Source organism: Undibacterium paludis, assembly GCF_022568815.1.
Classification (GTDB): Bacteria; Pseudomonadota; Gammaproteobacteria; order Burkholderiales; family Burkholderiaceae_D; genus Undibacterium.
The window spans coordinates 274167-300903 of record NZ_JAKZHX010000002.1 but is presented as its reverse complement, the minus strand read 5'-3'; the positions used below and the strand labels follow the sequence as shown (position 1 = coordinate 300903).

The following is a 26737-nucleotide window of genomic DNA, read 5'->3' as shown; positions in this document are numbered from 1 at the left end:
TAAACAGCTCGCCAGCTTAGGGGGCAATCAGGGCGAAAAAAAACCGACCAATAGGTCGGTTTTTCTTAAGTAATTAAAAATTACTTGGAAGCAGATGCGGAAGCTGCTGCTGGAGCGGAAGCTGCTGCAGATGCTGCAGGAGCTGCGCCAGATGCTGCTGCTGCGTCAGATGCTGCTACTGGAGCTGGAGCGGCTGCTGGGGCTTCTGCTGGAGCAGATGCTGGTGCAGGAGCTGGAGCTGGAGCAGATGCGGAAGCTGCTGGAGCGGATGCTTCAGGAGCTTTTTTCTCGCCGCAAGCAGCCAGAGTCAATGCCAACAGGGAAACGAGCAAGAGTGATTTTTTCATGTTTGTACTTTCAATAAATAGATCAAAAAAGAAGATCAAAACGTTGCGATGAATAATTACCGGTAATTATCGCTCTATAGGTTAATTCGCGAGCTTCTCGCCAAAACGACATTCGGCCCCTACGAAAGTTTCCTAACCCGGAATTATAATGATTTTTCCAATATTGGAATAGGCATAGATGCATTTTTGCACTCAAATCAGTCATTATTTGCCTGAAAGAATGTATTTTTAGTAGTACTTTTCAGGTTTTAAGTGAAAATGGCCTCAGAATTGAAAGAAAAAAAATTTTCAAATTTTTCTTGAAATGTCGCAATGCAACACAAATTAACGTATCTCCAGCCAGCCATCCTCATACCAAAGGCAAAATGCCTCCATTGCATCGGCAGAAACAGCCGCCAGATCACTGCCGTCCAACTGCCTGTCATTGGCTAATTTGTTCAGGCAAATCTTGTCTTCTTTACCCACGGCAAACGACTCGCCATTGATGAAAATATGCTTGCCTTTGTACAGCATCTGAGATTTGCGTGATAATTTGATACCATTTTTTCTTGCGGTTTGCTCGAAACGCTTGGGTGTCAATGGTTTTTCAGGCCCATTGAAAAATACACTCGGCTTGGGTTCGGTCAGGTGTTCACCAAGGAAAATCAGTACATCGTCATCGGTGAACTGGATTTTGGCAATTTCTGCACCTACTTGTTCCAGCATGTCATTGCTGATTTCTGCTGGCCTGGAGCTGGCTGTAAGATCCGGATCAGCATAACGGCCTGGCAAATCGATGGAGTCAGACATAAAATGCAGGAAGGACTCCCCCAATTCCTGGAAGGACGGGGCGCGGAAGCCTATGGAGTAAGTCATGCACTCACCAATGGCAATGCCGTCATGCGCATATTTGGGTGGCAGGTAGAGCATGTCACCGGGTTCCAGAATGAATTCCTGCTCAGCCTTGAAGTTGCGCAATATCTTCAAGGGCATGCCTTCAATCAATGTCAGGTCTTTTTGAGCACCTATGCGCCATTTACGCTGGCCATGTGCCTGTAGCAAAAAAACATCATAGGAGTCGAAATGTGGGCCAACGCCGCCGCCGTCGGTGGCAAAACTGATCATCAGATCATCAAGTCGGCTATCAGGGATAAAGCGGAATTGTCTGAGCAGCGTATCTGCCTGATCGTCATGCAGATTGACGCCTTGTACCAGCAGGGTCCAGTCTTTTTTTTCTTTCAGAGGGAGCTTCTCTTGTGGTCCGGCCTTCATTTCCCAGTGCTGGTTGATAAAGCTGATCAAACGTGATTCCACATCGTCGCGAGCAGCCATGGCGAATAGTTCGGCTTTGGGTATCAAGGGCTGAAAGCCGGGGACGGCCTGACGTATCAGCAAGGGTTTTTTATGCCAGTACTCTTTGAGGAACTGGTCTACGGTAATGCCACCCAGAAGGGGCAGGGGGAGGGTATTTTTTTTCATGCCCGCATTATAGGCTGAGCATGAGGACTCGACTAGGCGGGTATAATCATTGCGCAAACAAATTTTTAAGGAATTGCTATGAAGATAGGCAAAAATTCAGTTGTTACGGCGCACTACACTTTGAAAGATGCGCAGGACAATCTGATAGAAGAAGGTCAGGAGCCTATGGTTTACCTGCATGGCGGGTATGACAATGTGTTTCCAAAAATTGAAGAAGCCCTGGAAGGCAAGGAAAAAGGCTATAGCACGATCATTCAACTGAATCCAGAAGATGCTTTCGGGGACTATGATGCCGAGCTGGTCAAGGTAGAACCACGCGAACGTTTCCCTTCACCACTGGAAGTCGGCATGCAGTTTGAGGGCATGCCTGAAGAGTCGGATGAGACTGAAGATGGCGATGCACATATTTTTACCGTGACAGATATCGCGGACGACAAGGTCGTGCTGGACGGGAATCATCCACTGGCTGGCATAGCCTTGCGCTTTAGCCTGACGGTCGAAGACGTGCGTGCCGCATCAGAAGAAGAAATTGCCCACGGCCATGTACATGGCGCCCATGGGCATCATCATGACGATGATGAAGATGACGACGGCATGGGTGATGAATATCGTAGTCATCCCTTGCATTAGGATGGCAATGACAAAAAGCCCGCATATTGCGGGCTTTTTGCTGACAACATCAAATGCGTGATGAAGTCAGGCCTTGTTGATTAATCCCTTGAGTTCATACAAGGCAGCCAGTGCTTCCCTGGGTGTCATGCTATCCGGGTCCATGCTGTCGAGTGTGTCCATGAGTTCGGTATTGACCGGCTCAGGTTCAGCGATTTCTGGCTCTGCCGCAACCGCTGCGGATGAAAACAGGTCAAACTGTGGTGTGGATTGCAGTGACTGCGCCTCCAGGTCTGCCAGATGCTTGCGGGCCGACTTGATCACAGCCTGTGGTATGCCGGCCAGTTGGGCAACCTGCAAGCCATAGCTTTGTGATGCCGGGCCAGCTTGTACTGCATGCAGGAAAACAATGTTTTCTTTATGTTCAACCGCCGACAAATGTACGTTTTCAGCTGAGGGATGTACATCCGGTAATTGCGTCAGCTCAAAATAATGGGTAGCAAACAGGGTGTAGCTCTTCGATACCTGTATCAAATGCTTGGCGATTGCCCAGGCTAATGCCAGTCCATCAAAGGTCGACGTACCGCGACCGACTTCATCCATCAAGACCAGGGAGTGTTCGGTCGCACCATTCAAGATGGCGGCTGATTCAGTCATCTCCACCATAAAGGTGGAGCGGCCGCCAGCCAGGTCATCGGCTGCACCTATGCGGGTAAAGATGCGATCTATCGGACCTATCGTCACTTCGCTGGCCGGCACATAGCTGCCAATGTAGGCAAGCAAAGTGATCAGGGCAACCTGACGCATGAAGGTCGATTTACCGCCCATATTGGGACCGGTGATCAGCAAGAGCTTGCGCTCGGCAGAAAAATCACAATCATTGGCAATGAAACGTTCAATCTGGTTTTCTACCACCGGGTGGCGGCCCTGTGCGATATGCAGGACGGGCTCACTGACCAATTGCGGTGCACACCAGTTATTTTTCGTTGCATGTTCTGCCAGGCTGACCAGGGTGTCAAGTTGAGCGATCGCATTCGCAACTCTTTGCAGCAGGGGCACTTGTGGCAACAGGTCTTGCAGCAATTTTTCGTACAGCATCTTCTCACGCACCAGGGCGCGTTCCTGTGCTGACAAAGCCTTGTCTTCAAAAGCCTTCAGTTCTGGCGTGATATAACGTTCGGCATTTTTTAAAGTCTGACGGCGACGATAATTATCCGGCACCTTATCGCTTTGTCCGTTGGTGACTTCAATATAGAAGCCATGAACACGGTTGTATTCAACGCGCAGATTGGCAATGCCGGTGCGCTCACGCTCGGAAGCTTCGAGTTCGATCAGAAATTGCCCGGCATTTTCAGACAGCGCACGTAGCTCATCAAGCTCTGCATCAAAGCCTGTGGCGATCACGCCACCGTCACGTACCATGGTTGCAGGCTGCAGCATCAGGCCACGCTCCAGCAAATCCAGGCATTCTGCCGGGGTATCCAGATCAGACAATATCCTGGTCAGCAGGCTGGTCTGATTATCGGCAATGCAAAGACTGACATAATTGCGCAAGCCTGGCAAATGCTGCATTCCATCGCGCAAACCGGACAGATCACGCGGACGCGCCGATTGCAGGGCGATGCGGGTGGTGATGCGCTCTATGTCTGGTATGGACTTCAGCGTCGTCGCCAGACCATCGGTGGAATCTGCCCGTATCAAGGCTCTGATGGCGTCATGACGTGCTTTGGCTACGCTCTGATCGCGTCGCGCATGATGCAGCCAGTGACGCAACAAGCGTGATCCCATGGCAGTACGGCAATGATCGAGCAGTGAAAACAGGGTGGGGGATTCCTGCCCGCGCAGTGTCTCGGTCAATTCCAGGTTGCGACGCGTAGCAGTGTCCAGGCCAATGAACTCGTGTTCGCTTTCGACATTCAGTGTATTGACGTGTTTCAGGCCGCGGCCCTGTGTGCTCTCGGCATAACGTAACAGAGCACCGGCGGCGCCAAGTGCTGCGTTCAGATTTTCTACACCAAAGCCTGTCAGTGAGGCTGTACCCAACTGATCCTGCAAAGCCTTTTGTCCCTGTTTGACATCGAAATGCCAGTCAGGCAGCTCAGAAAATTTACCAGGCAACTGACTATAGTGCTCATCGAGCAAGAGAGTGCCGGCGGACAGCAATACTTCTGCCGGGCTGATACGTTCCAGCTCTTGCTGCAAACGGATCGGCAGGGATTTTTCATCTGTTGACACTTCCATCAGCTTCAGTGCGCCACTAGCCAGTGACAACCAGGCCAGGCCTATGCTGACGGTTTTTCTCTGCTGCAGCATGCATAGAGCCAGCAAAGGACGTTCCGATTTTTCAGGTAAAAGGTCGGTGTCGGTCAGGGTGCCAGGTGTAATCACACGCATGACTTTGCGTTCTACCGGACCCTTGCTGGTGGCGGGGTCGCCAATTTGCTCACAAATCGCCGCAGATTCACCGATCTTGACCAGCTTGGCCAGGTAGGGCTCCAGTGAATGGAAAGGCACCCCAGCCATCTTGATGGGTTCACCGGCAGAACTGCCACGATGGGTAAGGGTGATACCCAGTAAACGCGAAACTTTTTCAGCATCGCCAAAAAATAGTTCGTAGAAGTCGCCCATACGATAGAACACCAGCGTATCGGGGTAATCCGCCTTGATACGAAGATATTGCTGCATCATCGGGGTGTGTTGCGTGTCTTTCGTGCTCATAAATCTCGAACTAATTATTTATCTGATTTTCTTGGGTGTGGCAGGACAAGGCAGGAAGTTCAGCTGTAACTGCCAGGAAGTATTGGTGCCTTAGTGCCAGAGATTCGCTCAATGGCATCTCAAATTCGTTGCGCACCTTATCATAGACGATTGCCGTGGTCTACGGTTAGGACAGGTATTTGTAGGGAAGGACAGGAATGGCTGGGACGGTTGAAAAAAATCCAGGCCAATATTGTTGAATAACTAATTATCTGCGTTGTTTTCTACAAGATGGACTGCAATGATTAGTGGATTCTGATTGATTATTCTAAATCTTCACTCCAAAACGCGGTGCGCTACCAATTTCGTCTAGTCCTACAAGCACGTAACCCTCCGTCCTATATGTTGATATCGCCTGCGGTCATATGATGTATTCATGGCGAAGATGCTCAGCTTGAACAAGCCATTTTTAATAAGTTTCTTTTTTTTGAATCAATGATGATCATGGGATGGGAACTTTTCTTGCTCCATATTATTTGTACAGGAGAATAAAAAATGAATACATTTCTTAAGAAATTGAATGCCTTTTTTCTGGCAGCCCTTGTTGTCAGCTTGTTTGGTTGTGCTTCGACCGCGACCAAAGAAAGTACGGGTGAGTATATTGACGATACCGTTATCACCACAAAGGTAAAGGCTGCAATTGTCAATGATGCGACCTTGAAAGCCACTGAAATCAATGTTGAAACATATAAAGGGGTGGTGCAGTTAAGCGGTTTTGTAGCTGACCCTGCATCTGTAGGCAGAGCTGCCACAGTAGCTAGTGGTGTCAAAGGCGTGAAGTCAGTCAAAAATGATATTCGCATGAAATAAGTCTGGGTAGAGGGCGAGGTGCTGGTATGTCGCCCTCTCTGCAATAGATTCAAGCTTGATCAAAGTAAAGAGCATGTCTGGCATTGATCACAAAAGGGCTTGGTGACGAAACCATAGTGAGTTTTACTTTAAGGGGATTTATATGAATACCTCCATGCATAGACAGATTGCCACACACAAACCTATGGCTTTGCCTTCAACGGCTTTGGGACATTACGACCATCCGGCTACCTGCCCTGATATGGCTGCTGCAGATAGCTTAAGTCAAAACGATATTTTGGCGGCATTACCACAGGAGGAAATTGACTTCCTATTGCCACACCTGGAGCTGGTTCATTTACCCTTCGATAAGGAGCTGTATGAGTATGGCGACAAACTGTCCCATGTTTATTTCCCGACGACGGCTATCGTTGCCTTGCTTTATCTGCTGGCAGATGGCGGCACGACTGAAATCAGTGTAGTTGGTCATGAAGGCATATTGGGTATATCAACCTTAATGGGGGAAAGTGCGCTCGGAACAGCCATGGTGCAAAGTGCCGGTAACGCATACAAACTGAAAGCTTCTGTCTTGAGAGAAGCGTGCGCCAAAGGAGGTCGCTTACAGCAATTGATGATGCGTTACACTCAGGTGCTGTTTACACAAATGGCGCAAAACTCAGTTTGTGGCAGGCATTATTCGATAGATCAGCAATTGTCACGTTGGCTGCTGGAGCGTCTTGATCGCTTGCACAGCAATGAATTAAAGGTCACACAAGAAATGATTTCCAATATGCTTGGAGTGCGCCGCGAAAGTGTCACAGAGGCAGCGGGCAGGTTGCAAAGCCAGGGATTGATTCAAAATAAACGTGGCAATATCACTCTGCTTGACCGCGAAGGTCTTGAGATGCATGCAGGCGAATGTTATCGCGTTGCAAAACAAGAACTGGATCAGATGCTGTCTTTCGCATGATTCGCAGGCAGCAGCCCGCGGCCAAATATGAACGTCAGAATCAGATCACGGCGTGTCTTGCGCCGGTGGCGATGTCGCCGGTTTATTTTGGGTAAATGGAATGAAAGCCTCAACGATGGTGCCACATTGATTGTCGCCTGGCCTGATAGTGAAATTGCCGCCCAGAAGCAGGATCCGCTCACGCATGCCCAGCAAACCATGCGCACGTGGCTTGGTGAGCGCATCTTTTGATATGCCTATGCCATCGTCAAGTATTTGAAGCCACAAACCGGAATTGACGCATTTCAGACTGACTTTGACCTGATTTGCCTTGGCATACTTAATGACATTGTTCAGTGATTCCTGGGTAATGCGAAATAAGGCGATAGACCAGGCAGGATCTATGTTATCAACGTCATCGGCGATGTCCGCGACATATTTCAGGCCGGCGATAGCAGTCGTCTCTTCACAATAATGCTGAACAGATGTCGCCAGACCGAGATTGTCGATCATACTGGGGCGCAAGCCTTCAACAATGCGACGTTTCATGTCGACAGTCTCAAGGACGGCTCGTTTTGCCCGCTGTAATTGACTGGCAAGACCAGGCTCCGTATGTTTTAATTTTTCTATGACGACAGATAAATCCATGCTGATCGCAGTCAGGCTGGAGCCCATCTCGTCGTGCAACTCACGCGCGAGTTTGGCTTTTTCTTCTTCAGCTACATTGAGTAAATGGCGTGACAGGTCTGATAATTGTTCTGTACGCTTGAGAACCGTGCTTTCCAGATTATCGTTTGCTATCTGCAGGGCATGCTCAATGCTGCTTTGCTTGTGGAAACTACGATATATCAGGCGGTAGAATAAAATCAATACCAGTACGGCGATGGCGTTGATGGCTGTGCCAATAAAAAGTGCATCCCTGTACTCGTTATAAAAACGTTGACGCCGGATGGCCAGCGCCTCGTCTTCTTCTTTTTCCATGATGACGTCAAGCAGACGAATCTCGTCCATGATTTCACGGTCTTCACCAATTTTGACAAAGGATAATGTTTCAGACAAGCCGGTTTGCTTGTAGAGCTCTATGCTGGTGTCGAAGACATTTGCTTTTTTATCAAAGAGGGCACGTAATTCTGCCAGATTCTTGACCTGCGCCGGATTATCACGAAGCCTTCGCCCCAGTTCCTTGAAGTCGTCCTGAAGTTTGACTTTTGCACTTTCCCAAGGGCGCAGATAAATTGAATTACCGGACATGAAATAACCGCGAATACTGCTTTCTGAATCCATGATCAGCAGATTGATGTTTTTTAATTTATCCTTGACGTCCCAGGTATGCTCCAGCCAATCATTATTGATTTTCAGCTTTTCCAGATTCTGATAAGCCGAATAGGCATTGCCGATCAAAATAATCAGGCAGGTGGTGAAGAGTATGGTGATATACAGCGGGATAGTAGAGATTTTCTTTTGCATGGGAACTTCCTTGATATTGTCTCCCTCAATGCGCGAAAGACAGATATGGCAAAAACGGTAATTAATTATACTTGGCTACGCCAGTCTTACCCGGATTTGAAAGTTTTCTAAGGGCTTTGGAGATGTTGGAATCAATGTTTGAAAATGCAAAATATTTTGTCACAATCCACAAAATAACTCTCCGGGCAATGCTACTTTGTATAGGTAGGTTTTATCCTACACTTTATTCCGTGAAAGCTTCTTGCCAATAAAAGCCGGTATCCTTAAAATGAAATCGAAGCTGCCCTGTCCATACCTTATTGACCAGCAGGATGGTCAATTCTCACGAACTTATCTGATCGAGTATCGACTCACAAGAGTTTGAACAGATGAACCTAAAGAAGAAATTGAAAGTATTTTTAATCGAGGATGCGCAAAGAATCCGGTCTGTGCTGATTGAAGTTTTGCAGCAAACCGAGAACGTCGAAGTCATTGGTTTTGCTGAAAGTGAAGCTGATGCCTTGAAACAATTGCGATCAATTGAATGGGACATCGTCATAGTCGACATAGGCTTGCGCGAGGGGAGTGGCTTGGCTGTACTGGCGGCTCTCAAGAATGATAATCGAAACTACGGGTCGCGTCTGGTATTTACCAGTGACCCCAGTACGGCTTTAAAGGCACGAACTATTGCATTGGGGGCAGAGGGCTTTTTTGATAAGTCTCGTGAAATGGACAGATTGGTTGATCATATCCAGGCAATGGTACATTGACCGGAAAGTGCCACTATCGTTGTCGGCACCGTCATTTGCGAAGTTCAATCGGTTTATTCAAGCAAATTGTTTTTCATCGCGTAATACGTTAAATCACTATTGGATTGCAAATTCATTTTCTCCATCACCCGTGTTCGGTAGGTGCTGATAGTTTTTACGCTGAGCGACAAGATCACCGCAATGTCTGATACTGATTCACCTTTGGCTAGCCGCAAAAACACTTGGAATTCACGGTCAGACAACTCGGTATGGATGGCGGCGTTTGCATCATGATCGAATCCGCGCGCCAGGATTTCGCCAACTTCGGCACTGACGTAACGGCGACCAGTTGATACCGCGCGTACCGCCTTGATCAGTTCTTCTGCATCACATTCTTTGCTCAGGTAGCCATTTGCCCCCATCTTCAGCACATTGAAGGCATATTGTTGTGCTGGGTAACCACTTAGTATCAGGATGGGCAGATCAGGCTGACCCTGTTTAATCGTGCGCAAGGTATCAATGCCACTTTGGTCCGGCATACTGATATCGAGCAGCATTACGTCGCAGACCTGATTGCGGGCAAGTTCAAGTGCCTCTCGGCCATTTGTCGCTTCAGCAACAACCTCTATGTCAACAATTTCAGAAAATATCTGTTTAAAGCCGGCTCTTACAATTTGATGATCATCACAAATTGCTATACGTATCATACTTCTTCCTTCTATGCACAAAATAGCCTGTTTTCTCGCCAGTGAGGGCGATATTGGTTCTTGGAACTGGCACGTGATTCTTGTGCCCGGAAAGTACAGTAATTTCAAGTTTCATCATAGCAGACGATTGCTGCACTTGCAGCAATCCGGAGATGTATTCATATATTGTGTAACGATAGTCCGGACAGTGTTACTGATGTATGTAGACTGGTTGCACAGCACTGTGCAGACATGATGTTGTTGATCCGGTCAGGTCAGTGCCTGTACAGAATTGCGGACAAACAAGCGTTCCCTGATGATGCCCTGGCAAATTCGCATGGGTATCTGTGCCTGTCTTGTAATCTGATGAGTTTCATCAGATTTTGACGGCCTGATTGCCTGGTTGATTTTTTGTTGCAGGTAGAAGGTTGCCGCCTTCACCTTCCCAGGTACTTAAATCAGATTGATGAAGTTTTTTATCTGCAATTTTTTGTGTTTTTCTTTGTTTGTCAAAAAATGCGAGCGCAGCCCAACCTGTAAGGCTGGCCGCCGCAAATATCAGGTGTTTGTTGGATATCATGTCTGCCCCGTTTTTTGAATGGAGTAGTGGACGATTTCACTGTCAGATTGCTCTATTATGCTGTATCGACACTGTCCCGGTTTGTCGTTTGCTACATTGCCGGATAATTTTTTGAGCATTACCTATTGCAAGCTGGCATTTTGCGTTGGCCAGCATCTGGTGGCCGGTGGCACTTAAATGTTTGCTGCCAATCAGCACGCCTACGCTGATGCGTAGACTGCCACGGAGATAAATTGCCCCACTTTTAACCAGACATGTATTCATTGCTATTGCTCCTTGAAGTCTGGGTATTTCTGATGAGGTACCATCATGAAAACCCGTGATGTCATGAGACTGAGTGCATGATTGATTCTTGGCAACACGCCAAGTCATACTAACATCCGATTTTGGTATGGCGTATAGGATGCGAACGCCTGCCTTTGTAGGACTGGAGGAAGTGACTGCGCTTTGTTGGTAGTGGGGAAGAGGAGGGGGTGAATGCCGGGTCGGACTCGTTCATAAAGTCAGCCTGAAGTGGCTGACTTTATCTGTTCAATTATTAATCAGCCATTGCCACGACTTCCGGATCTGCGCGGTGCTGACTGTTTGACTGCTACTCTTGCTCCTGCCGGGCGCGCGGGGCCTTGGGCAGTTTTGCCTGGAGTCCGCCCTGACGGCTTGCCCTGACCAGAACCCTGGGGGCGCGTACGTCCAGAAGGCTGCCCTCTGCCACCCCGGTGATCCTGGCTGCGCAACTGGATGGGCTGTGCTTTGGCATGTGGATCGGGGATGAAGCCCTCAATGATTTCTTGTGGTATCTGGCGTTTGATCAGTTTTTCTATGTCAGCCAGTAGTTTGAATTCATCAACGCAGACCAGGGATACTGCTTCACCTGTGGCGCCGGCTCGACCGGTGCGACCAATGCGATGCACATAGTCTTCCGGTACGTTTGGCAGATCGTAATTGACAACGTGCGGCAACTGATCAATATCTATGCCACGTGCTGCAATATCGGTGGCAACCAGTACCGTCAGGCTGGCATCCTTGAATTCAGCCAGTGCCTTGGTGCGGGCGGACTGACTCTTGTTGCCATGAATCGCCATGGCGGCGATGCCATCTTTTCCCAATTGCTCAACCAGTTTGTTGGCGCCATGTTTTGTGCGGGTAAATACCAGCACCTGCGACCATTGATTGGTCTTGATCAGGTGCGCCAGCATAGGGTGTTTTTTATCCCGGTCAACCGGGTGCACTTTTTGTGCGATGACTTCAACTGTTGAATTGCGGCGTGCAACTTCTATCATTGCCGGGTTATCGAGCAAGCGGTCAGCCAGTGCCTTGATATCGTCAGAGAAGGTTGCTGAGAACAGCAGGTTCTGGCGCTTTGCAGGCAGGATGGCCAGAACTTTCTTGATGTCGTGAATAAAACCCATGTCCAGCATGCGGTCAGCTTCATCAAGTACCAAGATTTCGATATTGCGTAAATCTATGGTGCCTTGTTGATGATGGTCGAGCAGGCGGCCAGGTGTGGCCACCAGGATGTCAACACCTTGCTTCAATAACTTGATTTGCGGGTTGATACCGACGCCACCAAAGATGACGCCAGAATTCAGGGGCAAGTATTTGCCATAGGTATTGACGCTTTCTTCAACCTGGGCTGCCAGTTCGCGTGTTGGTGTCAGCACCAGCGCTCGAATAGGGCGGCGGCTGGTTTTATCTTTTGGGGCATTGCTTGCAGTCGACAGGCGTTGCAGGATGGGCAAGGTGAAGCCGGCTGTTTTACCAGTGCCGGTCTGCGCACCAGCCAGCAAGTCGCCGCCCTTGATGACAGCGGGAATTGCTTGCTGCTGTATTGGCGTCGGGGATGTATAGCCTTGTTCGCTTACTGCGCGAACAATGTTCTCGGATAAGCCGAGTTCGTTGAATGATGCCATGTGGTTTTACTGTGTTTCTTTATGATAGGGTTGACTTGCATCAACCCGAAGAGAGGGGGGGGCGCGCCAGTTTCCCGGAGCGTAAGAAATTATTTTTTAGGTGCAAACGCCTGCATGATATTGACCATCTGGGAAAATACCTTTGGCGTTCCCGCCAGAACATCACCTTTGTGCAGGTAGTCAGAATCACCGGAGAAATTGCCGACGATGCCACCAGCTTCGGTAATCAGCAAAGAACCTGCTGCGATGTCCCAGGGAGCCAGACCTTTTTCAAAAAAACCATCCAGACGGCCAGTCGCCACGTAAGCCAGGTCCAGTGCTGCGGAACCGGGTCTCCTCAAGCCCTGGCATTTGCTTGTCATGGCTTTGAACATTGCCATGTATTCATCAAGACCGGACAGGTCACGTGAAGGAAAACCTGTGCCTATCAAAGCGTCTGCCAATTTATCGCAGCGGGTAACGCGTATGCGCTTATCGTTCAAGAATGCTCCGGCGCCTTTGCTGGCCGTAAACATTTCATTACGTGTTGGGTCATAAATGACGGATTGCGTGATCACACCACGCTGTTGCAAGGCGATGGAAACGCAGTATTGTGGAAAGCCGTGGATGAAATTGGTCGTACCATCAAGAGGATCAATGATCCAGACATTATCATTTTCGTCGTGCAAATTAGCGGATGCACCTGATTCTTCTGCCAAAACTGCGTGGTCAGGGTAGGCGGAAGTCAGCACTTCAATGATGGCGGCTTCGGCAGCGTGATCGACTTCAGTCACGAAATCATTGAATTGTTTTTCTGTGACTTTGACACGATCAAGGTCAAAAGATGCGCGATTGATAATAGTCGCGCCACGACGAGCGGCTTTTATGGCCGTGTTCAGCATTGGATGCATAAGGTTTCCGATAAAATGATGGCATGCACACGACATCTCATGAAAAAAGAGCCGTTGCGATGCTACACAAAAATGATAAAGAGCGTGCGCAACTGTCATCCGTCTGGCAATGAACCGCACAATCGAATAAAAATTAACGCTTGATACCTCTATTTTAAATGAACTTGCCAAAAACTGACACATCTCTTTTTCAGCGCCTTCGCATCATCCTGGTTGAAACCAGTCACCCGGGCAATGTGGGCGCGGCTGCCAGGGCGATAAAAACCATGGGTTTTCACGAACTGGTACTGGTTAATCCACGGTTTGACGATGTCCTCAGTAATCCGGAAGCGATTGCTTTTGCCAGCGGTGCGCAAGATATATTGAATAACACCCGTATCGTGGCAAGCATCGACGAGGCTTTGCATGGATGTGAATTTGTTGCTGCCGTGAGCGCACGTTTGCGTGAGTTTTCTCCACCAGTCTTGCCACCCCGTGCATTTGCTGAATCAATGGCAGGCAGTCAGCATGCCAGGATAGGCTTGATTTTTGGCAGCGAACGATTTGGTTTGCCGAACGACATTGTGATGAATTGCAATGCTTTGATCAATATCCCTGCGAATCCTCAATATTCCTCCCTGAATCTCGCGCAAGCGATCCAACTTTTGACCTATGAATGCCGGGTAGCCACGGATTCCGCCTTGTCAGGCATTCATCACATAGGTTTCGAAGGTAAGTTGGCATCATCCGATGAGATTGACGGAATGTACAGACATCTGGAGCAGGCCTTGATCGCCATACAGTTCCTGAACCCCGATAATCCAAAAAAACTGATGCCGCGCCTGAAACGCATGTTGGCGCGCGCGCAGTTGGAGGTGGAAGAGGTGAATATCATGCGTGGGATAGCCAAGCATATTCTTGACTTGACGACAAAAAAACAGTGATTTCATGCAATATCGGTATGGTTTGTATCAATTTGGCAAATTTTCAAAAACAATAAGGTTTATGCCCAGCGGCAAGCTTTTGAATAGTTCTCTTTCGAATTTAATCAGCGTATAGTTAAAGCAACATTTGCGCTGCCTGATGGGCACAGCTAATGTTGTTGCAAATGATAAATATGTTGAAATCATTTAACACTGTGACATTTGTTAAATGTTTTCATGTGGTATCGACTTTAAGGATTGTTACAAAGCCAGTAAGATTGCAGTTAATATACATTCAGGAATAACAATTAATTTTCTGAAATAACGCGCTTTTTTCTTTCTGAGGTCATCATTATTTTTGCTCCATTCCGTCGATCAGCGCTTTACATGATATGTCTGGGTGCTTTGGCATCTGGCTTGGCTGGTCATGCGCAGGCATTGGGATTCAGTAATTTAACGGTTCAATCTGGCTTGGGGCAGCAGCTTCGTGCGCAACTGGAGTTGACCGGGAATGATGTTGCCGAGATTGATCAGTCCTGCTTTAAGGCAAGAGTAGAAACTGCAGACGGCACTTTGCTGGCACAAGCCGTCGTCACACTGGTGCAAAAGGGTAGTGCGCGTTACCTGACTGTTGTGACGAGAAAAGATTTGCTGGAACCCGCAGTCAAGATCATGGTAGACATGGGGTGTGAAATTCAATTGCACCGTGAATTCCTGATCTTGCTCGACCCGCCTCTATTCGCACCGGCCCAGGTCGCGTCAACGGCTGGCAGCCAAAGATCTGTCCCAGCCAGGGAACCCAAAGAGATAACAGCAAAAGAGCCGGCTGCTGCCTTGCCTGTAACCAGCGTACGTGTAAAGAAAGAAAAACCTGCTGCCAGACTGAGTGAGGTTGTCAGTTCATCAAACGATCCTGTCATCTCAAAAAAAAAATCGTCAAAATCAAGTGAAAACAAGCGAGGATCAGAAAAACCACTGACGCCCGTACCAGTACGGGATACCTTGAAGCTGTCAGACGATATCCCTATCCTGTCGCAAGGCTTGCGTCTCAGTGACCAACTATCTACAAGTGGCTCCCAGTCCAACATTGAAGAATTGCGCGCTGCCCAGGCTCAGCTAGCCGCTATGCTCCGTGATGAAAAACCCATACAATTTTCTGGCGATAAGCTCAAGAGCGAGCAGCAGAAAATCCTGAGTTTGCAGCAAGAGGCATTACAACTCAAACGCCAGAGTCAATTGGACAAGGCTGCCCTGGAAGAAGCGAGAGAAAACAGTTTTTCACGTAACTGGATGCTGGGCTTATCTCTCTTTGTCCTGGCCGGACTGGTAGTTATTGCGATTCTTCTCCTGTATGTGAGGCGCATGCGTAAAAGATTGCAGGCAACCTGGTGGGAGCAGAAAGAACCTGCGCACGAGCCGGAATCGAAAAAAAATATAGAAGAAATTGTTGACAGCATCCAGGCTTCTTATGGTCCGACAACGACCAGCGCTCTGTATAAGATCATCGATGATGAGAAACCTGCAGCCGTAAGCCGGCCAGTGACTGCCATGTCAAAAAAAGCCTTACCCGATGATTTGGGCAAGCTTGATGGGCCGTCCATTTTTAACAAGGCTTACGTACCGACACTGGAGGACAGTAATAGTAGTACCTTTAATTTCTTTTCCTCGCGCGGCAACTCCGTCAAGGTGGAAGAAATATCTGATGTCACCCAGGAAGCCGAGTTCTGGATATCCGTCAATGACCCGCAGCGGGCAATAGAAATACTGGAGCCGCAGGCAGAGATTGATCATCCAGAATCGCCCGTGCCCTGGTTGTACTTACTGGATTTGTATCGTGTTACAGGGAATAAAGAAAAATACGACACCATGCGTGATAGGTTTGTTGTCTTCTTCAATGCCAATATTCCAGAATTTGAAGTGGATCCGGCGTCTTTACCCGGCCGGCAGCTGGAAGATTTCGAACATCTGATGAGCCGCATCTGTCGGTTGTGGACCAGTAATGAAATCCTGCCTTTCCTGGAAAGTTTGCTGGTTGACGACAGGGACGGTAAACGCATGGGTTTTGAATTGCCAGTTTATCGTGATATTTTATTGCTGATCTCAGTTGCCAATGAACTGGAACGCCTGAATGCCTTTGGCGGTGACAGGGCAGGTGGCTGGGCCAGGGTGCCAGATATCACGGATGACGTGCCAGAAATTAAAACAGAAGAGGATGCAGACTCTAATCTGATTGATTTTGAGGCCATAGATTTTCCCAAAAAAAATGACGCAAACTGAAACTGATTTCAATCAGTCCATAACATGATGGTCCACCGGGCGAATGATCGGTTTTGCTGTGTCAGCCAATACAGGACGGAGACATATGATTAAATTATGTGGTTTTGCGTTAAGCAATTATTACAACAAGGTTAAACTGGTTTTGCTGGAAAAAGCCGTGCCTTTTGAAGAGCAACTGGTATGGACAAATAAAACGCCTGAGCTGCTACAGCATTCACCGCTTGGTAAAATTCCGTATATCGAAACGGAACATGGCTCTCTATGTGAGTCGCAGGCCATTGTCGAATACCTGGAAGCACGTTTCCCTGAGCATCCCCTGATGCCAGCAGACCCCTATGCTGCAGCCAAATTGCGTGAGCTGATCACCTTTCTTGAGTTGCATCTGGAAATACCGGCACGCGAATTATATGCAGAGGCTTTCTTTGGTGGAAAAGTGTCAGACGAGGTCAAAGCCAGGGTGGAAAAACAATTGATTCGCAACATACCGGCCGTACTGTCACTGGCCAAATTTGATCCTTATGTTGGTGGTAAAGAATTTACGCTTGCTGATTGTGCGGCAGTCGTTCATTTTCCACTGGTATCGATGGCAACCAAGATTATTTATGGACGTGACTTTCTGGCGGAGTCACCAACCAGGGACTATGTAAAATTCATCTCTGAACGGACGACTATGCAGAAAGTCAATGCAGATCGCAAGGCCAATCAGGAGATGATGGCAAACAAGCCCAAATAAGCAGGCATTGATGTTGACGTCACCATTGAGCCGGTGACGTCGGTAGGCGACCGAACCAGCCGTTAATCAGACTGCCCGGCGCATTTTCTGCACGGTATAGGTTTTGGCTTCAACCGGTGGATCAACCAGCTTGACAATGGCGAATGTGCAATTGTCACCGCGGCCGTTTGCCCTGTCCCTGGCTTTGCGTATCAGAAACTCAGATGCCTGACGTGGACTATTGGCTGCCACGGCTGCAGACAGCTCATGATCTTCAAAGTAATGCCATAGACCGTCAGAGCATAGCAGAAAGCTGTCGTTCGCTTTCAAAGGGCTATGCTCGCCAAAGCTGACATAGGGAGCGGCAGAACTGGAGCCAAGGACATTGACGAGTATGTTGGATAGACGATGCGTTTTTGCTTCTTCAGCTGAAATCTTGCCTTCGTCGACCAGTTTTTCCACATAAGAGTGGTCTTTTGTTCTTTCGCTGAAATTGGGGCCGGTAAAGCGATACAGGCGGGAATCTCCTACATAAGCCCAGATGGCTTCCTGTTTTGGAGTGATGACCAGGGCGACATAGGTACTGTGAGGTTCTTTTTCTGATGAAACACCGGACAATTTAATGACAGTGTGCGCTTCAGCGACAATATTTTCTAAAAGATTGCGTACATCGTTTCCTGGGTAAAATTCATCAAAAAGTTGTTTTGCTGTGCGTACAACTTGTTCTGCGGCCAGGGCGCCGCCACTCTTGCCGCCCATGCCATCGGCCACAATGGCCATGACATAGCCTGGCGCATGGGGTGCGGCAAAAAGGGCTGCTCGGTCTTGTTGTTCCTGCCTGTCGCCGATATGTTGTCCGGTTCCAGCTTCGATCTTATATTGGCTCATACGTCTTGGTAGATTAAACTAGCGGGATAAACCCAAAAATGGTCTTTCCTTAATTAAACTTTATTTTACTGCAACCAGAAGACTATGAGCCATCCAGAACAAATACTACAACGCATTATTGAGCTAGAAGTTGAACATAGGGACCTGGATGTGGTAATCGAGACCTTGATCAAAGACCCCGCTCACGATGAACTACAGTTGCGACGCCTGAAAAAGCGTAAATTGCAATTGAAAGATCATATAACATTGTTAAGAATGCAGCTTACACCTGATGTGCCTGCCTGATTATCCACTTTTCCACGTCATCTTAGTTAGTTTCTGATTGCCTCATTTTGACTGATTCACTAGCCACACCGAATGCAACAGGCATTCACGATGCTGAAGTAGAACACATATTTGGTTTAACCGGGCCATTAAGTGCTACGGTAAATGGCTATCGTCCCCGTCAGGCACAGACGGAAATGGCCAAGGCGATTGCAGACGCCATTGCTGGCCAAAAAACCTTGCTTGCCGAAGCCGGTACCGGTACGGGTAAAACCTATGCCTACCTGACTCCCGCATTATTGTGGGGGGGCAAGGTAATTGTCTCTACAGGTACAAAAAACCTGCAGGATCAACTCTTTCTGCGTGATATTCCAACCATACGCAAGGTGCTCAAGGCACCGGTGTCGGTGGCCTTGCTCAAAGGCCGGGCAAATTATCTTTGTCATTACCACCTGGAAAGAACCATGCAGAATGGACGCCTCAGCTCACGTGAGGACGTCGGGTATCTGCGAGACATAAGTCGTTTCATTAAAACCACAAGTAGTGGTGACAAGGCAGAACTGACACGTGTGCCAGAAAATGCCTCGGTATGGAATCTGGTGACATCAACCAAGGACACCTGCATGGGGTCAGAGTGTCAGTATTATCAGGACTGCTTCGTCATGAAGGCGCGTAAAGAAGCGCAGCAAGCTGATGTGGTAGTCGTCAACCATCATTTGTTTTTTGCCGATGTCGCCCTGAAGGATACGGGTATCGCCGAATTACTGCCATCTGCCAATACTGTCATTTTTGATGAAGCACACCAATTACCCGAAACGGCTACCTTGTTTTTTGGTGAAACTGTCTCGACTTCACAGGTACTGGAACTTTGTCGCGATGTATTGGCCGAAGGTTTGTCCCATGCCCGTGATGGCGCAGAATGGGCAAAGCTGGTCGCTCCGGTGGAGCGTGCGGCGCGTGATCTGCGCCTGGCTTTTCCACAAGACGTGGTGCGTTACTCCATTGATCAGATTGCGCCTTCCAGCCCGTTTTTCGAGGCATTGGAAACCTTGAAGTCCAGCATGCAGGACATGATTGCAGTATTGGAGAAACAGGCTGAACGTGCAGAAACACTGGAACAATGTCGGGCACGGGCCATTTTACTGGATGAGCAATACCATAAATGGAATGCGGCCGACGATGGCAAGTCTGGTGATTACGTGCTGTGGGTGGAGGCATTTTCGACTTCCCTACAACTACATCGCACACCGTTGTCGATTGCGCCCATCTTCAATAAACAGCGCGAAGGCGTTCCACGTGCCTGGATCTTCACGTCTGCCACGATGGCGGTGAAAAATGATTTCACTCACTATGTGTCGCAAATGGGTTTGTGGAATGAACCGGCGCATACCTGGCCCAGCCCCTTCAATTATCAGGAACAAGGCTACCTTTATGTTCCCAATAGTATGCCCCAGCCCAATTCCTGGGAATACATGGATGCAGTGATCGACGCAGCCTTGCCCGTCATTGAGGCAGCAGGTGGCAAGACCTTCCTGTTATGTACGACCTTGAAGGCAGTTAAACACAGCGCTGAACGTCTGCGTGATGTATTTAAAAAACGCGGTCTCAATTTCCCCCTGTTTGTTCATGGTGATGCAGGTCGAACCGAGTTGCTAGATCGCTTTCGCGCTGCAGGTAACGGCGTACTGATCGGGAGCCAAAGTTTTTGGGAGGGTGTGGACGTCCGTGGTGATGCCTTGTCCCTGGTTGTGATCGACAAACTGCCGTTTGCTCCACCGGATGACCCGGTATTGTCTGCACGTATTGCAGCGATGGAAAAGAAGGGTATGAATGGTTTTGTACATCACCAATTGCCAGAAGCTATCATCAATCTCAAACAGGGGGCAGGTCGCCTGATTCGCGATGAAAGCGACAGGGGGGTGCTGATGATTTGTGATCCAAGACTGATATCCAAACCCTACGGGAAACGCATCTGGCAAAGTTTGCCGCCGTTCTCAAGAACACGTGAATTGGATGATGTGCTCGCTTTCTTCAAGAAATTGAAACCGGGATAGCGTTGGTTAAAAATCGGCATACGTCTATTTCATAGCAAAACAAATGGATAGGGCAAAGAAAAAGCAGCGCCAGAAATGACGCTGCTTTTTTCATGGTCTTGCTTTACACCACCTTGACAGTGGTGATGAGATCATTACCAGATGCTTACGCGTTCGCTAGGAGCCAGGTACATCTTGTCACCTTCCTTGAGTTTGTAGGCATCATAGAAGCCTGGAATATTACGCAAGGTACCATTGGCACGAATTTCACCAGGGGAATGCGGATCAGTTTTCAATTGGACGATCATTGAAGCTTCGCGCATTTTGCCACGCCATACCTGGGCAAAGCCCATGAAGAAGCGTTGGTCGCCAGTCAGGCCACCGATGACAGGGGCAGGTTTGCCACCCAGAGATAATTTGTAAGCCTTGTAAGCGATAGCCAGACCGGAGTTGTCGGCAATGTTTTCACCCAGGGTCAGTTCGCCATTGACGTTATAACCTGGGATGGGGCTGAAAGCGCCGTATTGCTTGACCAGGACAGCGGTCTTGGCGGCAAATTTTTCGTGATCTTCCTTGGTCCACCAGTCACGCAAATTGCCAAGACCGTCATACTGCGCACCTTGGTCATCGAAGCCATGGCTGATTTCATGACCGATCACCGCACCGATACCACCATAATTGACCGCATCATCAGCTTTGGCATTGAAGAAAGGCGGTTGCAAAATGGCTGCCGGGAAGACAATTTCATTCAACTCGGGGTTGTAGTAGGCATTGACTGTCTGTGGCGTCATGCCCCATTCATCGCGGTCCACCGGCTTGCCTAATTTGTTTAGCTCAAACTGAGCTGCATAGATGCGGGCGTTGCGCAAATTGCCTACTGCATCGCCTTTGGTGATGGTCAGACCGGAATAATCACGCCATTTGTTCGGGTAGCCGATCTTGGGCATGAACGTCGCCAGCTTGGCCTGGGCTTCTTTCTTTGTGGCCGGGCTCATCCAGTCGAGTGTATCGACACTTTGTTTGAAGGCCAGCAGCAAATTGCCTACCAGTTTTTCCATCTTTGCCTTGTTTTCAGGAGGGAAATACTTGGCAACGTACATCTTGCCCAGGCTTTCACCCAGGGCAGAATCAGCCAGACGCACACCACGCTTCCAGCGCGCTTCTTGTTCAGGGATGCCACGCAGTGTCGTGGAATTAAAGGCAAAACTTTCTTCGCTGAAATTCTTGGGCAATTGACCGGCTGCAGAGCGCAGTACATGCCATTTGAAATAGGTTTTCAGGTTATCGAGAGAAGTTTCTTGCAAAAGCTTGCTAAAGCCTGCCAGGTAACTTGGCTGGCTGATGATCAGGTAGTCTATCTTACCTTTGACACCAAGATCGCTGAGGTAGGCATTCCAGTCATAGCCTGGTGTCAAGGCATCAAGCTTGCTCAGTTCAATCTTGTTATAAGCTTTAACAGGGTCGCGCAACTCAACCTTGGTCCATTGCACTTTGGCGAGTTCAGTTTCAAAAGCCAGGATATCGGCAGCATGTTTTGCAGCTTCCTTATCACCAGCCATGCCCAGCATTTTTTCTATATGCGCCAGATACTTGGTGCGGAATTCTTTGAGTTTCGCATCATCATTATTCAGGTAATAATCGCGGTCAGGCAAACCCAGGCCGGACTGGCCGATATCGAGCACATATTTTGTCGAGTCTTTATTATCTTGATGAACCTGGAATTCATAAGGGGCGCCTATGCTGGCGCGGTTAAGCCAGGCAATCAGACCGGGGACCTGTTTTTTGTCTGTCAATGCGTCAACCTTGGCAAATTCAGTCTGTACAGGTTTCAGGCCCAGGGAGTCGATATGGGCGGTGTCCATGAAGCTGGCATACATGTCACCAATTTTTTGCGCATCTGTGCCAGGCTTGTTTTTAGCTTTGGCCAGACCTTCAATGATGGCATGCAGACGAGGAATGGTTGCTTCGCGCAAGTCCATGAAGGCGCCTGCTGATGGTTTGTCCGACGGGATTTCAGTATTTTTCAACCAACTGCCATTGACATGGCGGAAAAAATCATCCTGTGCACGTACGGCGACATCATTATGTTTTGCATCGATACCGGACAACAAGACTGACGATGCAGATACTGCTTTCGCTGGTTCGGTGGCTAAGGCAATATTGCTGCCGACTGTGCCGGCGATCATCAGCGCGATAGCGCTAAGTACATGGGCTTTCACTGGTGGGATCTCCTGATAGTGAAGTTCTTGTGGATGTTCTTGAAAATAAGACAGCTCAAAAAGTCAAACGGCTGACCAGAGCTGTCTCCAATGTCATTGGACTGCGTGAGTTTAACGAAGTTCGCCGGTTTTAGTAAAACTTTTAGATAATCTCTTCAACTCTATGGCAGGCGACCTGTCTGTCGGCAAAATCACGCAAAGATGGTGTTTCGCGACGGCATCTTTCGTTTGCATGCGGGCACCGATTGTTAAAAGCACATCCGGGCGGTGGTGCCAGTGGTGAAGGGAGTTCCCCTGGCAACATCATTTTTGACTGTCTTTGTGCGGGATCAATACGTGGTGTGGAGGCGAGCAGAGCCCTGGTATAAGGATGCAAAGGTTGCCTGAAAATAATTTCTTTACTGCCATGTTCCACGGTTTTCCCCAGGTACATGACCAGTACGTCATCGGCAATGTGTTCCACCACGGATAAATTATGCGAAATGAATAGATAGGCAACAGCGTTTTTTTGTTGCAAGTCCATTAGCAAATTCAAGACCTGAGCCTGAATGGAAACGTCCAGTGCCGACACCGGTTCATCGGCCACGATGACTTCCGGGTCCAGCATCAGAGCCCGGGCTATTGCTATTCTTTGTCTTTGCCCGCCAGAAAACATATGCGGGTAACGTGCATAGTGTTCAGGGCGCAAACCGACCTGTGTCATCATCGCCCTTGCTTTATCTTCGCGTTCAGACGGGCTCAATCTGGTATTGATGATCAAGGGTTCTTCCAGCATGGCGCCTACTTTTTTGCGTGGATTCAGGCTGGCATAAGGATTTTGAAATACCATCTGTACCAAAGGCCGGACTTGTTTGAGCGTGATTTTGTCAGCATGCGCAATGTTTTTGCCGCCCATCCACAATTCACCGCCGGTCGGTGTTTCTATCATGGTGATCTGGCGCGCCAGGGTTGACTTGCCGCAACCTGACTCACCAACGACAGCCAGTGTTCTTCCTGCTCGAAGCTGGAAAGACACGCCATCAAGAGCCTTTGCCTGCGTCTTGGGTTTGAAAAAACCTTGTGATACAGGGTAATGTTTGGCGAGATTTTTTGCTTCCAGCAAAACCGGTGTTTGATGTTGTGTATTCTGCATCATGCCGCCTGATGAATTTGAACTGCCTGCCAGTCGTTGCCGGGCTGGCCTTCTGCATTGAGTGGGTAGTGACAACGTACCTGTACATTAATTGGACCTTGCAATTGCGGCCTTTCTGCCTGGCACAGGTTGGTGGCATAGTTGCAACGAGGGGCCAGCAGGCAGCCGGTGGGTCTGTCGTATAAACCAGGCACCACGCCGGGGATGGTTTGCAGGCGCTCCTTGCCCACGTTGTGCTCGGGCAGGGCGGCCAGCAATGCCTGTGTGTAAGGGTGTTTCGGCGCATCAAAAATTTCTGGCACCTTACCTGTTTCCAGCACTTGACCTGCATACATGACCACCACTCTGTGAGCAGTTTGAGCAACCACCGCCAGATCGTGTGTGATCAGCATCAGTGCCATGTTGCGTTCATGCTGCAGCTGTAATAATAATTCCAGCATCTGTGCCTGCACCGTTACATCAAGTGCGGTGGTCGGTTCATCAGCAATCAGCAGGCGGGGATTGCAGGCAATGGCGATGGCTACCATTACCCGCTGACTCATGCCACCTGAAAGCTGGTGTGGATAGGCATCCATGCGTCTTTCCGGGTCTGGAATGTCGACTTGCCTGAGCAGCGCCAGAGCTTTGGCACGCAAATCCTTTTCCTTGCCACCCTGGTGCAGACGCAAGGTTTCCATTAGCTGAAAAGCGACTGTATAGCATGGGTTAAGGCTGGTCATCGGGTCCTGGAATATCATGGCAATATCTTTGCCCAGCAATTGCCGTCTTTCTTTTTCCTTCATCGTCAGCAGATTACGTCCATCGAAATCCATTTGCTCCGCCCGTACCCGGCCAGGGAAATCAATCAGACCCATCAAAGCGAGTGAAGTCACGCTCTTACCTGAACCTGATTCGCCGACGATGCCGACGACTTCGCCTTGCCCTATGGATAAATCCAGTCCATCCACGGCTTTGAAAGGCTGCGCTTCGGAGCCAAATTCGACACGCAGATTTTTGATGTCCAATAGTGGTTTCATAGTGATGTCATGGTCCTGTGATTATTCAGGCAGCACTGGACGCTTCCGTTAGTGCATCAGTTAGTAGTTCAGTCAGCGCTTCAGTTTGGGGTCAAGTGCATCGCGCAGGCCATCCCCCATCAAATTGAATGCGAGTACAGAAATCAATATTGCCAGGCCGGGGAAGGTTACTACCCACCATGCACTTTGTATAAATTCCATTGCGCTTGCCAGCATCGAGCCCCATTCCGGGGTTGGGGGCTGTGCTCCCAGGCCCAGAAAGCCAAGTGCTGCCGCATCAAGAATCGCCGTCGAGAATCCCAGAGTAGCCTGTACGATGATAGGGGCTGCACAATTTGGCAAGACGCAGTTGAACATCAGGCGCAGATTACCGGCACCGGCTATGCGTGATGCATTCACATAATCCTTGTGCAGCTCGCCACTGACGGCAGCCCTGGTCAGCCTGGCGTAAGAGGGCATGAGGACAATGGCAATGGCATACATGGCATTCATCAAGCCTGGTCCCAGGATGGCGACGACAGCAATCGCCAGCAACAGGCTGGGCAGGGCCTGCAAAATATCCATGAGACGGATGATGATGGTTTCCAGCATGCGTGCAAACCGTCCTGTCCAGCTGCGCGAAAAACCGGCAATCAGGCCCAGGGTTACACCTATGCCCATGGACAGGCTGACTGACACCAGTCCAATGATCAGAGACAGGCGGGAACCATGAATCAGCCGCGACAGGATGTCACGACCGACCGGATCAGTACCTAGCAGGAATTTGCTGCTGCCATTGGCTGTCCAGGCAGGGGGAGTCAAAGTGGCGTCGCGGTATTGCTCTATCGGTGAATGTGGTGCTATCCAGTCAGCAAACAGTGCGCACAAACAAAGTACGGCAACCAGCACCAGACCAATAACAGCACCACGGTTTTGCCTGAAATAATGCCAGAATTCAAGCAAGGGATGGGGTGGCAGCATGGTATTGCCAACTTGCAAGGGTGAAGTTTGGTTGCTCATGGTGGTGTCATCACAAATCTGGGTTCGAGGCTGGGAAATGATAGACAAATCGTCTTTGTCAATGACGTATTCGTGGATTGATGATGCCGTACAAGACATCAACGATCAGATTGACTGTAATGACTATAGTAGCAATAAGCAGAATGCCGCCTTGAACGGTAGGGTAATCACGTCTTTGTATGGCTTCGATCAGCCACTTCCCTATGCCGGGCCAGGAAAATATGGTTTCTGTCAGAATTGCCCCAGCCAGCAGAGTGCCAACCTGCATGCCGATGACGGTGATGACAGGTATCAGGGCATTGCGCAAGGCGTGTACCCAGACCACCCGCATCCATGACATGCCTTTGGCACGTGCGGTGCGGACATAGTCTTCTTTCAGCACTTCCAGCATGGCCGAGCGCGTCATGCGGGCAATAACCGCCAGTGGAATGGTACCCAGCGCGACGGCTGGCAGGATCAGGTGCATCACGGCTGACTTGAAAGCACCTTCTTCGCCGGACAGCAGGCTGTCGACCAGCATCAGACCGGTTACCGGCGGCAAGTCAAACAAAATATCAATGCGTCCTGATACCGGAGTCCAGCCCAATGTGACTGAAAACATCAGGATAAGCAGCAGAGCCCACCAGAAGATGGGCATGGAGTAACCAGTCAGCGATGCACCCATGACAGAGTAATCAAGAAAGGTATTGCGCTTCAGTGCCGCTACTATGCCGGCTGGCAAGCCGATGATGACCGCAAACACGATGGCGCACAGGGATAGTTCCAGGGTTGCCGGAAACAGGGTGAAAAATTCTTTACTGACCAATTCTTGTGTAATGATGGAGCGACCAAGGTCACCCTGGAGAACCTTGCCCAGATAAGACAGATATTGCTGATACAGGGGTTGGTTCAGGCCATACAGATGCATCAGGCTGGCATAGCGTTCGGCGTCCATGCCACGCTCACCAGTCATGGCTTCAACGACGTTACCGGGTATCAGGTGAATCAGGGAAAAAACCAATAAGGTGATGCCGATAAAGGTGGGGATGACTACCCCCAGGCGTCTCAGGATAAAACCCAGCATTAATGACCCTTTTAAAACTTTTCAAAAACGGCGATCCTGACGCGAAAGGCAAGATCAAGGTG

The 26737-nt window shown here is 49.1% G+C and carries 23 protein-coding genes; 10 read left to right on the top strand and 13 right to left on the bottom strand.

Translation table 11 applies throughout. The annotated features are described in order from the left end of the window. Window positions 1–94 precede the first annotated feature (94 nt). Window positions 95–364: a hypothetical protein gene (locus tag LZ463_RS05920; RefSeq protein WP_241454691.1), complete on the top strand. Its 270-nt coding sequence runs from the start codon at window positions 95–97 to the stop codon at window positions 362–364. A 307-nt stretch (window positions 365–671) separates the two neighbouring features. Here LZ463_RS05920 and LZ463_RS05915 read toward each other — a convergent pair whose 3' ends face one another. Next, entirely contained in the window at window positions 672–1805 is a 1134-nt protein-coding gene (locus tag LZ463_RS05915) for a cupin domain-containing protein (protein ID WP_241454690.1), read from the bottom strand. Window positions 1806–1883: 78 nt separating this feature from the next. Here LZ463_RS05915 and LZ463_RS05910 point away from each other — a divergent pair, with 78 nt between their 5' ends. After that, window positions 1884–2435 (top strand): FKBP-type peptidyl-prolyl cis-trans isomerase, encoded by a 552-nt coding sequence (locus tag LZ463_RS05910; RefSeq protein ID WP_241454689.1) that lies wholly within the window; start codon window positions 1884–1886, stop codon window positions 2433–2435. 66 nt (window positions 2436–2501) lie between these two features. Here LZ463_RS05910 and mutS read toward each other — a convergent pair whose 3' ends face one another. Continuing rightward, a complete protein-coding gene (gene mutS, locus LZ463_RS05905; RefSeq protein WP_241454688.1) occupies window positions 2502–5132 on the bottom strand; it encodes a DNA mismatch repair protein MutS in 2631 nt (876 codons plus the stop codon). Between the two features lie 534 nt (window positions 5133–5666). Here mutS and LZ463_RS05900 point away from each other — a divergent pair. Together LZ463_RS05900 and LZ463_RS05895 are read left to right on the top strand one after the other, a co-directional pair. Beyond that, window positions 5667–5981, top strand: coding sequence for a BON domain-containing protein (locus LZ463_RS05900; protein ID WP_241454687.1), 315 nt, complete (start codon window positions 5667–5669; stop codon window positions 5979–5981). Between the two features lie 241 nt (window positions 5982–6222). Then, window positions 6223–6930, top strand: a complete 708-nt coding sequence (locus LZ463_RS05895) for a Crp/Fnr family transcriptional regulator (RefSeq protein ID WP_241454826.1) — start codon at window positions 6223–6225, stop codon at window positions 6928–6930. Window positions 6931–6975: 45 nt separating this feature from the next. Here LZ463_RS05895 and LZ463_RS05890 read toward each other — a convergent pair whose 3' ends face one another. Continuing rightward, the gene (locus tag LZ463_RS05890) at window positions 6976–8376 is read right to left on the bottom strand and encodes a sensor histidine kinase (RefSeq protein ID WP_241454686.1); all 1401 of its coding nucleotides are present in this window, start codon (window positions 8374–8376) and stop codon (window positions 6976–6978) included. Window positions 8377–8744: 368 nt separating this feature from the next. Here LZ463_RS05890 and LZ463_RS05885 point away from each other — a divergent pair, with 368 nt between their 5' ends. Next, window positions 8745–9125: a response regulator gene (locus LZ463_RS05885; RefSeq protein ID WP_241454685.1), complete on the top strand. Its 381-nt coding sequence runs from the start codon at window positions 8745–8747 to the stop codon at window positions 9123–9125. A gap of 53 nt (window positions 9126–9178) precedes the next feature. Here the strand turns inward: LZ463_RS05885 and LZ463_RS05880 are convergent, their stop codons facing one another. From LZ463_RS05880 to LZ463_RS05865, 4 genes are all read right to left on the bottom strand, one after another. Then, window positions 9179–9811, bottom strand: a complete 633-nt coding sequence (locus LZ463_RS05880) for a response regulator (protein ID WP_241454825.1) — start codon at window positions 9809–9811, stop codon at window positions 9179–9181. A 355-nt stretch (window positions 9812–10166) separates the two neighbouring features. After that, complete coding sequence (locus LZ463_RS05875; protein ID WP_241454684.1) at window positions 10167–10370, bottom strand: hypothetical protein; 204 nt, start codon at window positions 10368–10370, stop codon at window positions 10167–10169. A 542-nt stretch (window positions 10371–10912) separates the two neighbouring features. Then, complete coding sequence (locus tag LZ463_RS05870; protein WP_241454683.1) at window positions 10913–12280, bottom strand: DEAD/DEAH box helicase; 1368 nt, start codon at window positions 12278–12280, stop codon at window positions 10913–10915. 89 nt (window positions 12281–12369) lie between these two features. Continuing rightward, window positions 12370–13161, bottom strand: a complete 792-nt coding sequence (locus tag LZ463_RS05865) for an inositol monophosphatase family protein (RefSeq protein WP_241454824.1) — start codon at window positions 13159–13161, stop codon at window positions 12370–12372. A gap of 167 nt (window positions 13162–13328) precedes the next feature. Between LZ463_RS05865 and LZ463_RS05860 the strand changes: the two genes are divergently transcribed. The 3 genes from LZ463_RS05860 (at window position 13329) to LZ463_RS05850 (ending at window position 17082) form a co-directional block, all read left to right on the top strand. Continuing rightward, window positions 13329–14093: an RNA methyltransferase gene (locus LZ463_RS05860; RefSeq protein WP_241454682.1), complete on the top strand. Its 765-nt coding sequence runs from the start codon at window positions 13329–13331 to the stop codon at window positions 14091–14093. A gap of 366 nt (window positions 14094–14459) precedes the next feature. After that, window positions 14460–16349, top strand: a complete 1890-nt coding sequence (locus LZ463_RS05855) for a type IV pilus assembly protein FimV (protein ID WP_241454681.1) — start codon at window positions 14460–14462, stop codon at window positions 16347–16349. An 85-nt stretch (window positions 16350–16434) separates the two neighbouring features. Beyond that, on the top strand, window positions 16435–17082 hold the full coding sequence (locus tag LZ463_RS05850) for a glutathione S-transferase (protein WP_241454680.1): 648 nt from the start codon (window positions 16435–16437) through the stop codon (window positions 17080–17082). 66 nt (window positions 17083–17148) lie between these two features. Here LZ463_RS05850 and LZ463_RS05845 read toward each other — a convergent pair whose 3' ends face one another. Continuing rightward, window positions 17149–17949: a PP2C family protein-serine/threonine phosphatase gene (locus LZ463_RS05845; RefSeq protein ID WP_241454679.1), complete on the bottom strand. Its 801-nt coding sequence runs from the start codon at window positions 17947–17949 to the stop codon at window positions 17149–17151. Window positions 17950–18033: 84 nt separating this feature from the next. On the opposite strand from LZ463_RS05845, the gene LZ463_RS05840 reads away from it, so the two are divergent. Both LZ463_RS05840 and yoaA read left to right on the top strand, forming a co-directional pair. Continuing rightward, a complete protein-coding gene (locus tag LZ463_RS05840) occupies window positions 18034–18234 on the top strand; it encodes a YdcH family protein (RefSeq protein ID WP_241454678.1) in 201 nt (66 codons plus the stop codon). A gap of 47 nt (window positions 18235–18281) precedes the next feature. After that, complete coding sequence (yoaA, locus tag LZ463_RS05835) at window positions 18282–20267, top strand: DNA repair helicase YoaA (RefSeq protein ID WP_241454677.1); 1986 nt, start codon at window positions 18282–18284, stop codon at window positions 20265–20267. 134 nt (window positions 20268–20401) lie between these two features. Here yoaA and LZ463_RS05830 read toward each other — a convergent pair whose 3' ends face one another. The 5 genes from LZ463_RS05830 to LZ463_RS05810 all read right to left on the bottom strand — a co-directional run bounded on the left by LZ463_RS05830 (window position 20402) and on the right by LZ463_RS05810 (window position 26675). After that, complete coding sequence (locus LZ463_RS05830; protein WP_489686082.1) at window positions 20402–22465, bottom strand: M13 family metallopeptidase; 2064 nt, start codon at window positions 22463–22465, stop codon at window positions 20402–20404. A 142-nt stretch (window positions 22466–22607) separates the two neighbouring features. Then, a complete protein-coding gene (locus tag LZ463_RS05825) occupies window positions 22608–23600 on the bottom strand; it encodes a peptide ABC transporter ATP-binding protein (RefSeq protein ID WP_241454676.1) in 993 nt (330 codons plus the stop codon). Continuing rightward, a complete protein-coding gene (dppD, locus tag LZ463_RS05820; protein WP_241454675.1) occupies window positions 23597–24613 on the bottom strand; it encodes a dipeptide ABC transporter ATP-binding protein in 1017 nt (338 codons plus the stop codon). The genes LZ463_RS05825 and dppD overlap by 4 nt, the downstream gene beginning before the upstream one ends. Window positions 24614–24685: 72 nt before the next feature. Continuing rightward, entirely contained in the window at window positions 24686–25612 is a 927-nt protein-coding gene (locus LZ463_RS05815) for an ABC transporter permease subunit (RefSeq protein WP_241454674.1), read from the bottom strand. 58 nt (window positions 25613–25670) lie between these two features. Next, window positions 25671–26675, bottom strand: a complete 1005-nt coding sequence (locus tag LZ463_RS05810; RefSeq protein ID WP_241454673.1) for an ABC transporter permease subunit — start codon at window positions 26673–26675, stop codon at window positions 25671–25673. Window positions 26676–26737: the final 62 nt, after the last annotated feature.

Excerpts from the sequence above, each read along its gene's own strand:
- LZ463_RS05815 (WP_241454674.1), bottom strand. The coding sequence starts at position 25,612 with ATGAGCAACCAAACTTCACCCTTGCAAGTTGGCAATACCATGCTGCCA.
- LZ463_RS05860 (WP_241454682.1), top strand. The coding sequence starts at position 13,329 with ATGAACTTGCCAAAAACTGACACATCTCTTTTTCAGCGCCTTCGCATC.
- LZ463_RS05890 (WP_241454686.1), bottom strand. The coding sequence starts at position 8,376 with ATGCAAAAGAAAATCTCTACTATCCCGCTGTATATCACCATACTCTTC.
- LZ463_RS05810 (WP_241454673.1), bottom strand. The coding sequence starts at position 26,675 with ATGCTGGGTTTTATCCTGAGACGCCTGGGGGTAGTCATCCCCACCTTT.
- LZ463_RS05840 (WP_241454678.1), top strand. The coding sequence starts at position 18,034 with ATGAGCCATCCAGAACAAATACTACAACGCATTATTGAGCTAGAAGTT.
- LZ463_RS05920 (WP_241454691.1), top strand. The coding sequence starts at position 95 with ATGCGGAAGCTGCTGCTGGAGCGGAAGCTGCTGCAGATGCTGCAGGAG.
- LZ463_RS05870 (WP_241454683.1), bottom strand. The coding sequence starts at position 12,280 with ATGGCATCATTCAACGAACTCGGCTTATCCGAGAACATTGTTCGCGCA.
- LZ463_RS05880 (WP_241454825.1), bottom strand. The coding sequence starts at position 9,811 with ATGATACGTATAGCAATTTGTGATGATCATCAAATTGTAAGAGCCGGC.
- LZ463_RS05915 (WP_241454690.1), bottom strand. The coding sequence starts at position 1,805 with ATGAAAAAAAATACCCTCCCCCTGCCCCTTCTGGGTGGCATTACCGTA.
- dppD (WP_241454675.1), bottom strand. The coding sequence starts at position 24,613 with ATGAAACCACTATTGGACATCAAAAATCTGCGTGTCGAATTTGGCTCC.
- LZ463_RS05825 (WP_241454676.1), bottom strand. The coding sequence starts at position 23,600 with ATGATGCAGAATACACAACATCAAACACCGGTTTTGCTGGAAGCAAAA.
- LZ463_RS05875 (WP_241454684.1), bottom strand. The coding sequence starts at position 10,370 with ATGATATCCAACAAACACCTGATATTTGCGGCGGCCAGCCTTACAGGT.
- LZ463_RS05865 (WP_241454824.1), bottom strand. The coding sequence starts at position 13,161 with ATGCTGAACACGGCCATAAAAGCCGCTCGTCGTGGCGCGACTATTATC.
- LZ463_RS05900 (WP_241454687.1), top strand. The coding sequence starts at position 5,667 with ATGAATACATTTCTTAAGAAATTGAATGCCTTTTTTCTGGCAGCCCTT.
- LZ463_RS05885 (WP_241454685.1), top strand. The coding sequence starts at position 8,745 with ATGAACCTAAAGAAGAAATTGAAAGTATTTTTAATCGAGGATGCGCAA.
- LZ463_RS05910 (WP_241454689.1), top strand. The coding sequence starts at position 1,884 with ATGAAGATAGGCAAAAATTCAGTTGTTACGGCGCACTACACTTTGAAA.
- LZ463_RS05855 (WP_241454681.1), top strand. The coding sequence starts at position 14,460 with ATGATATGTCTGGGTGCTTTGGCATCTGGCTTGGCTGGTCATGCGCAG.
- LZ463_RS05895 (WP_241454826.1), top strand. The coding sequence starts at position 6,223 with ATGGCTGCTGCAGATAGCTTAAGTCAAAACGATATTTTGGCGGCATTA.
- mutS (WP_241454688.1), bottom strand. The coding sequence starts at position 5,132 with ATGAGCACGAAAGACACGCAACACACCCCGATGATGCAGCAATATCTT.
- LZ463_RS05850 (WP_241454680.1), top strand. The coding sequence starts at position 16,435 with ATGATTAAATTATGTGGTTTTGCGTTAAGCAATTATTACAACAAGGTT.
- LZ463_RS05845 (WP_241454679.1), bottom strand. The coding sequence starts at position 17,949 with ATGAGCCAATATAAGATCGAAGCTGGAACCGGACAACATATCGGCGAC.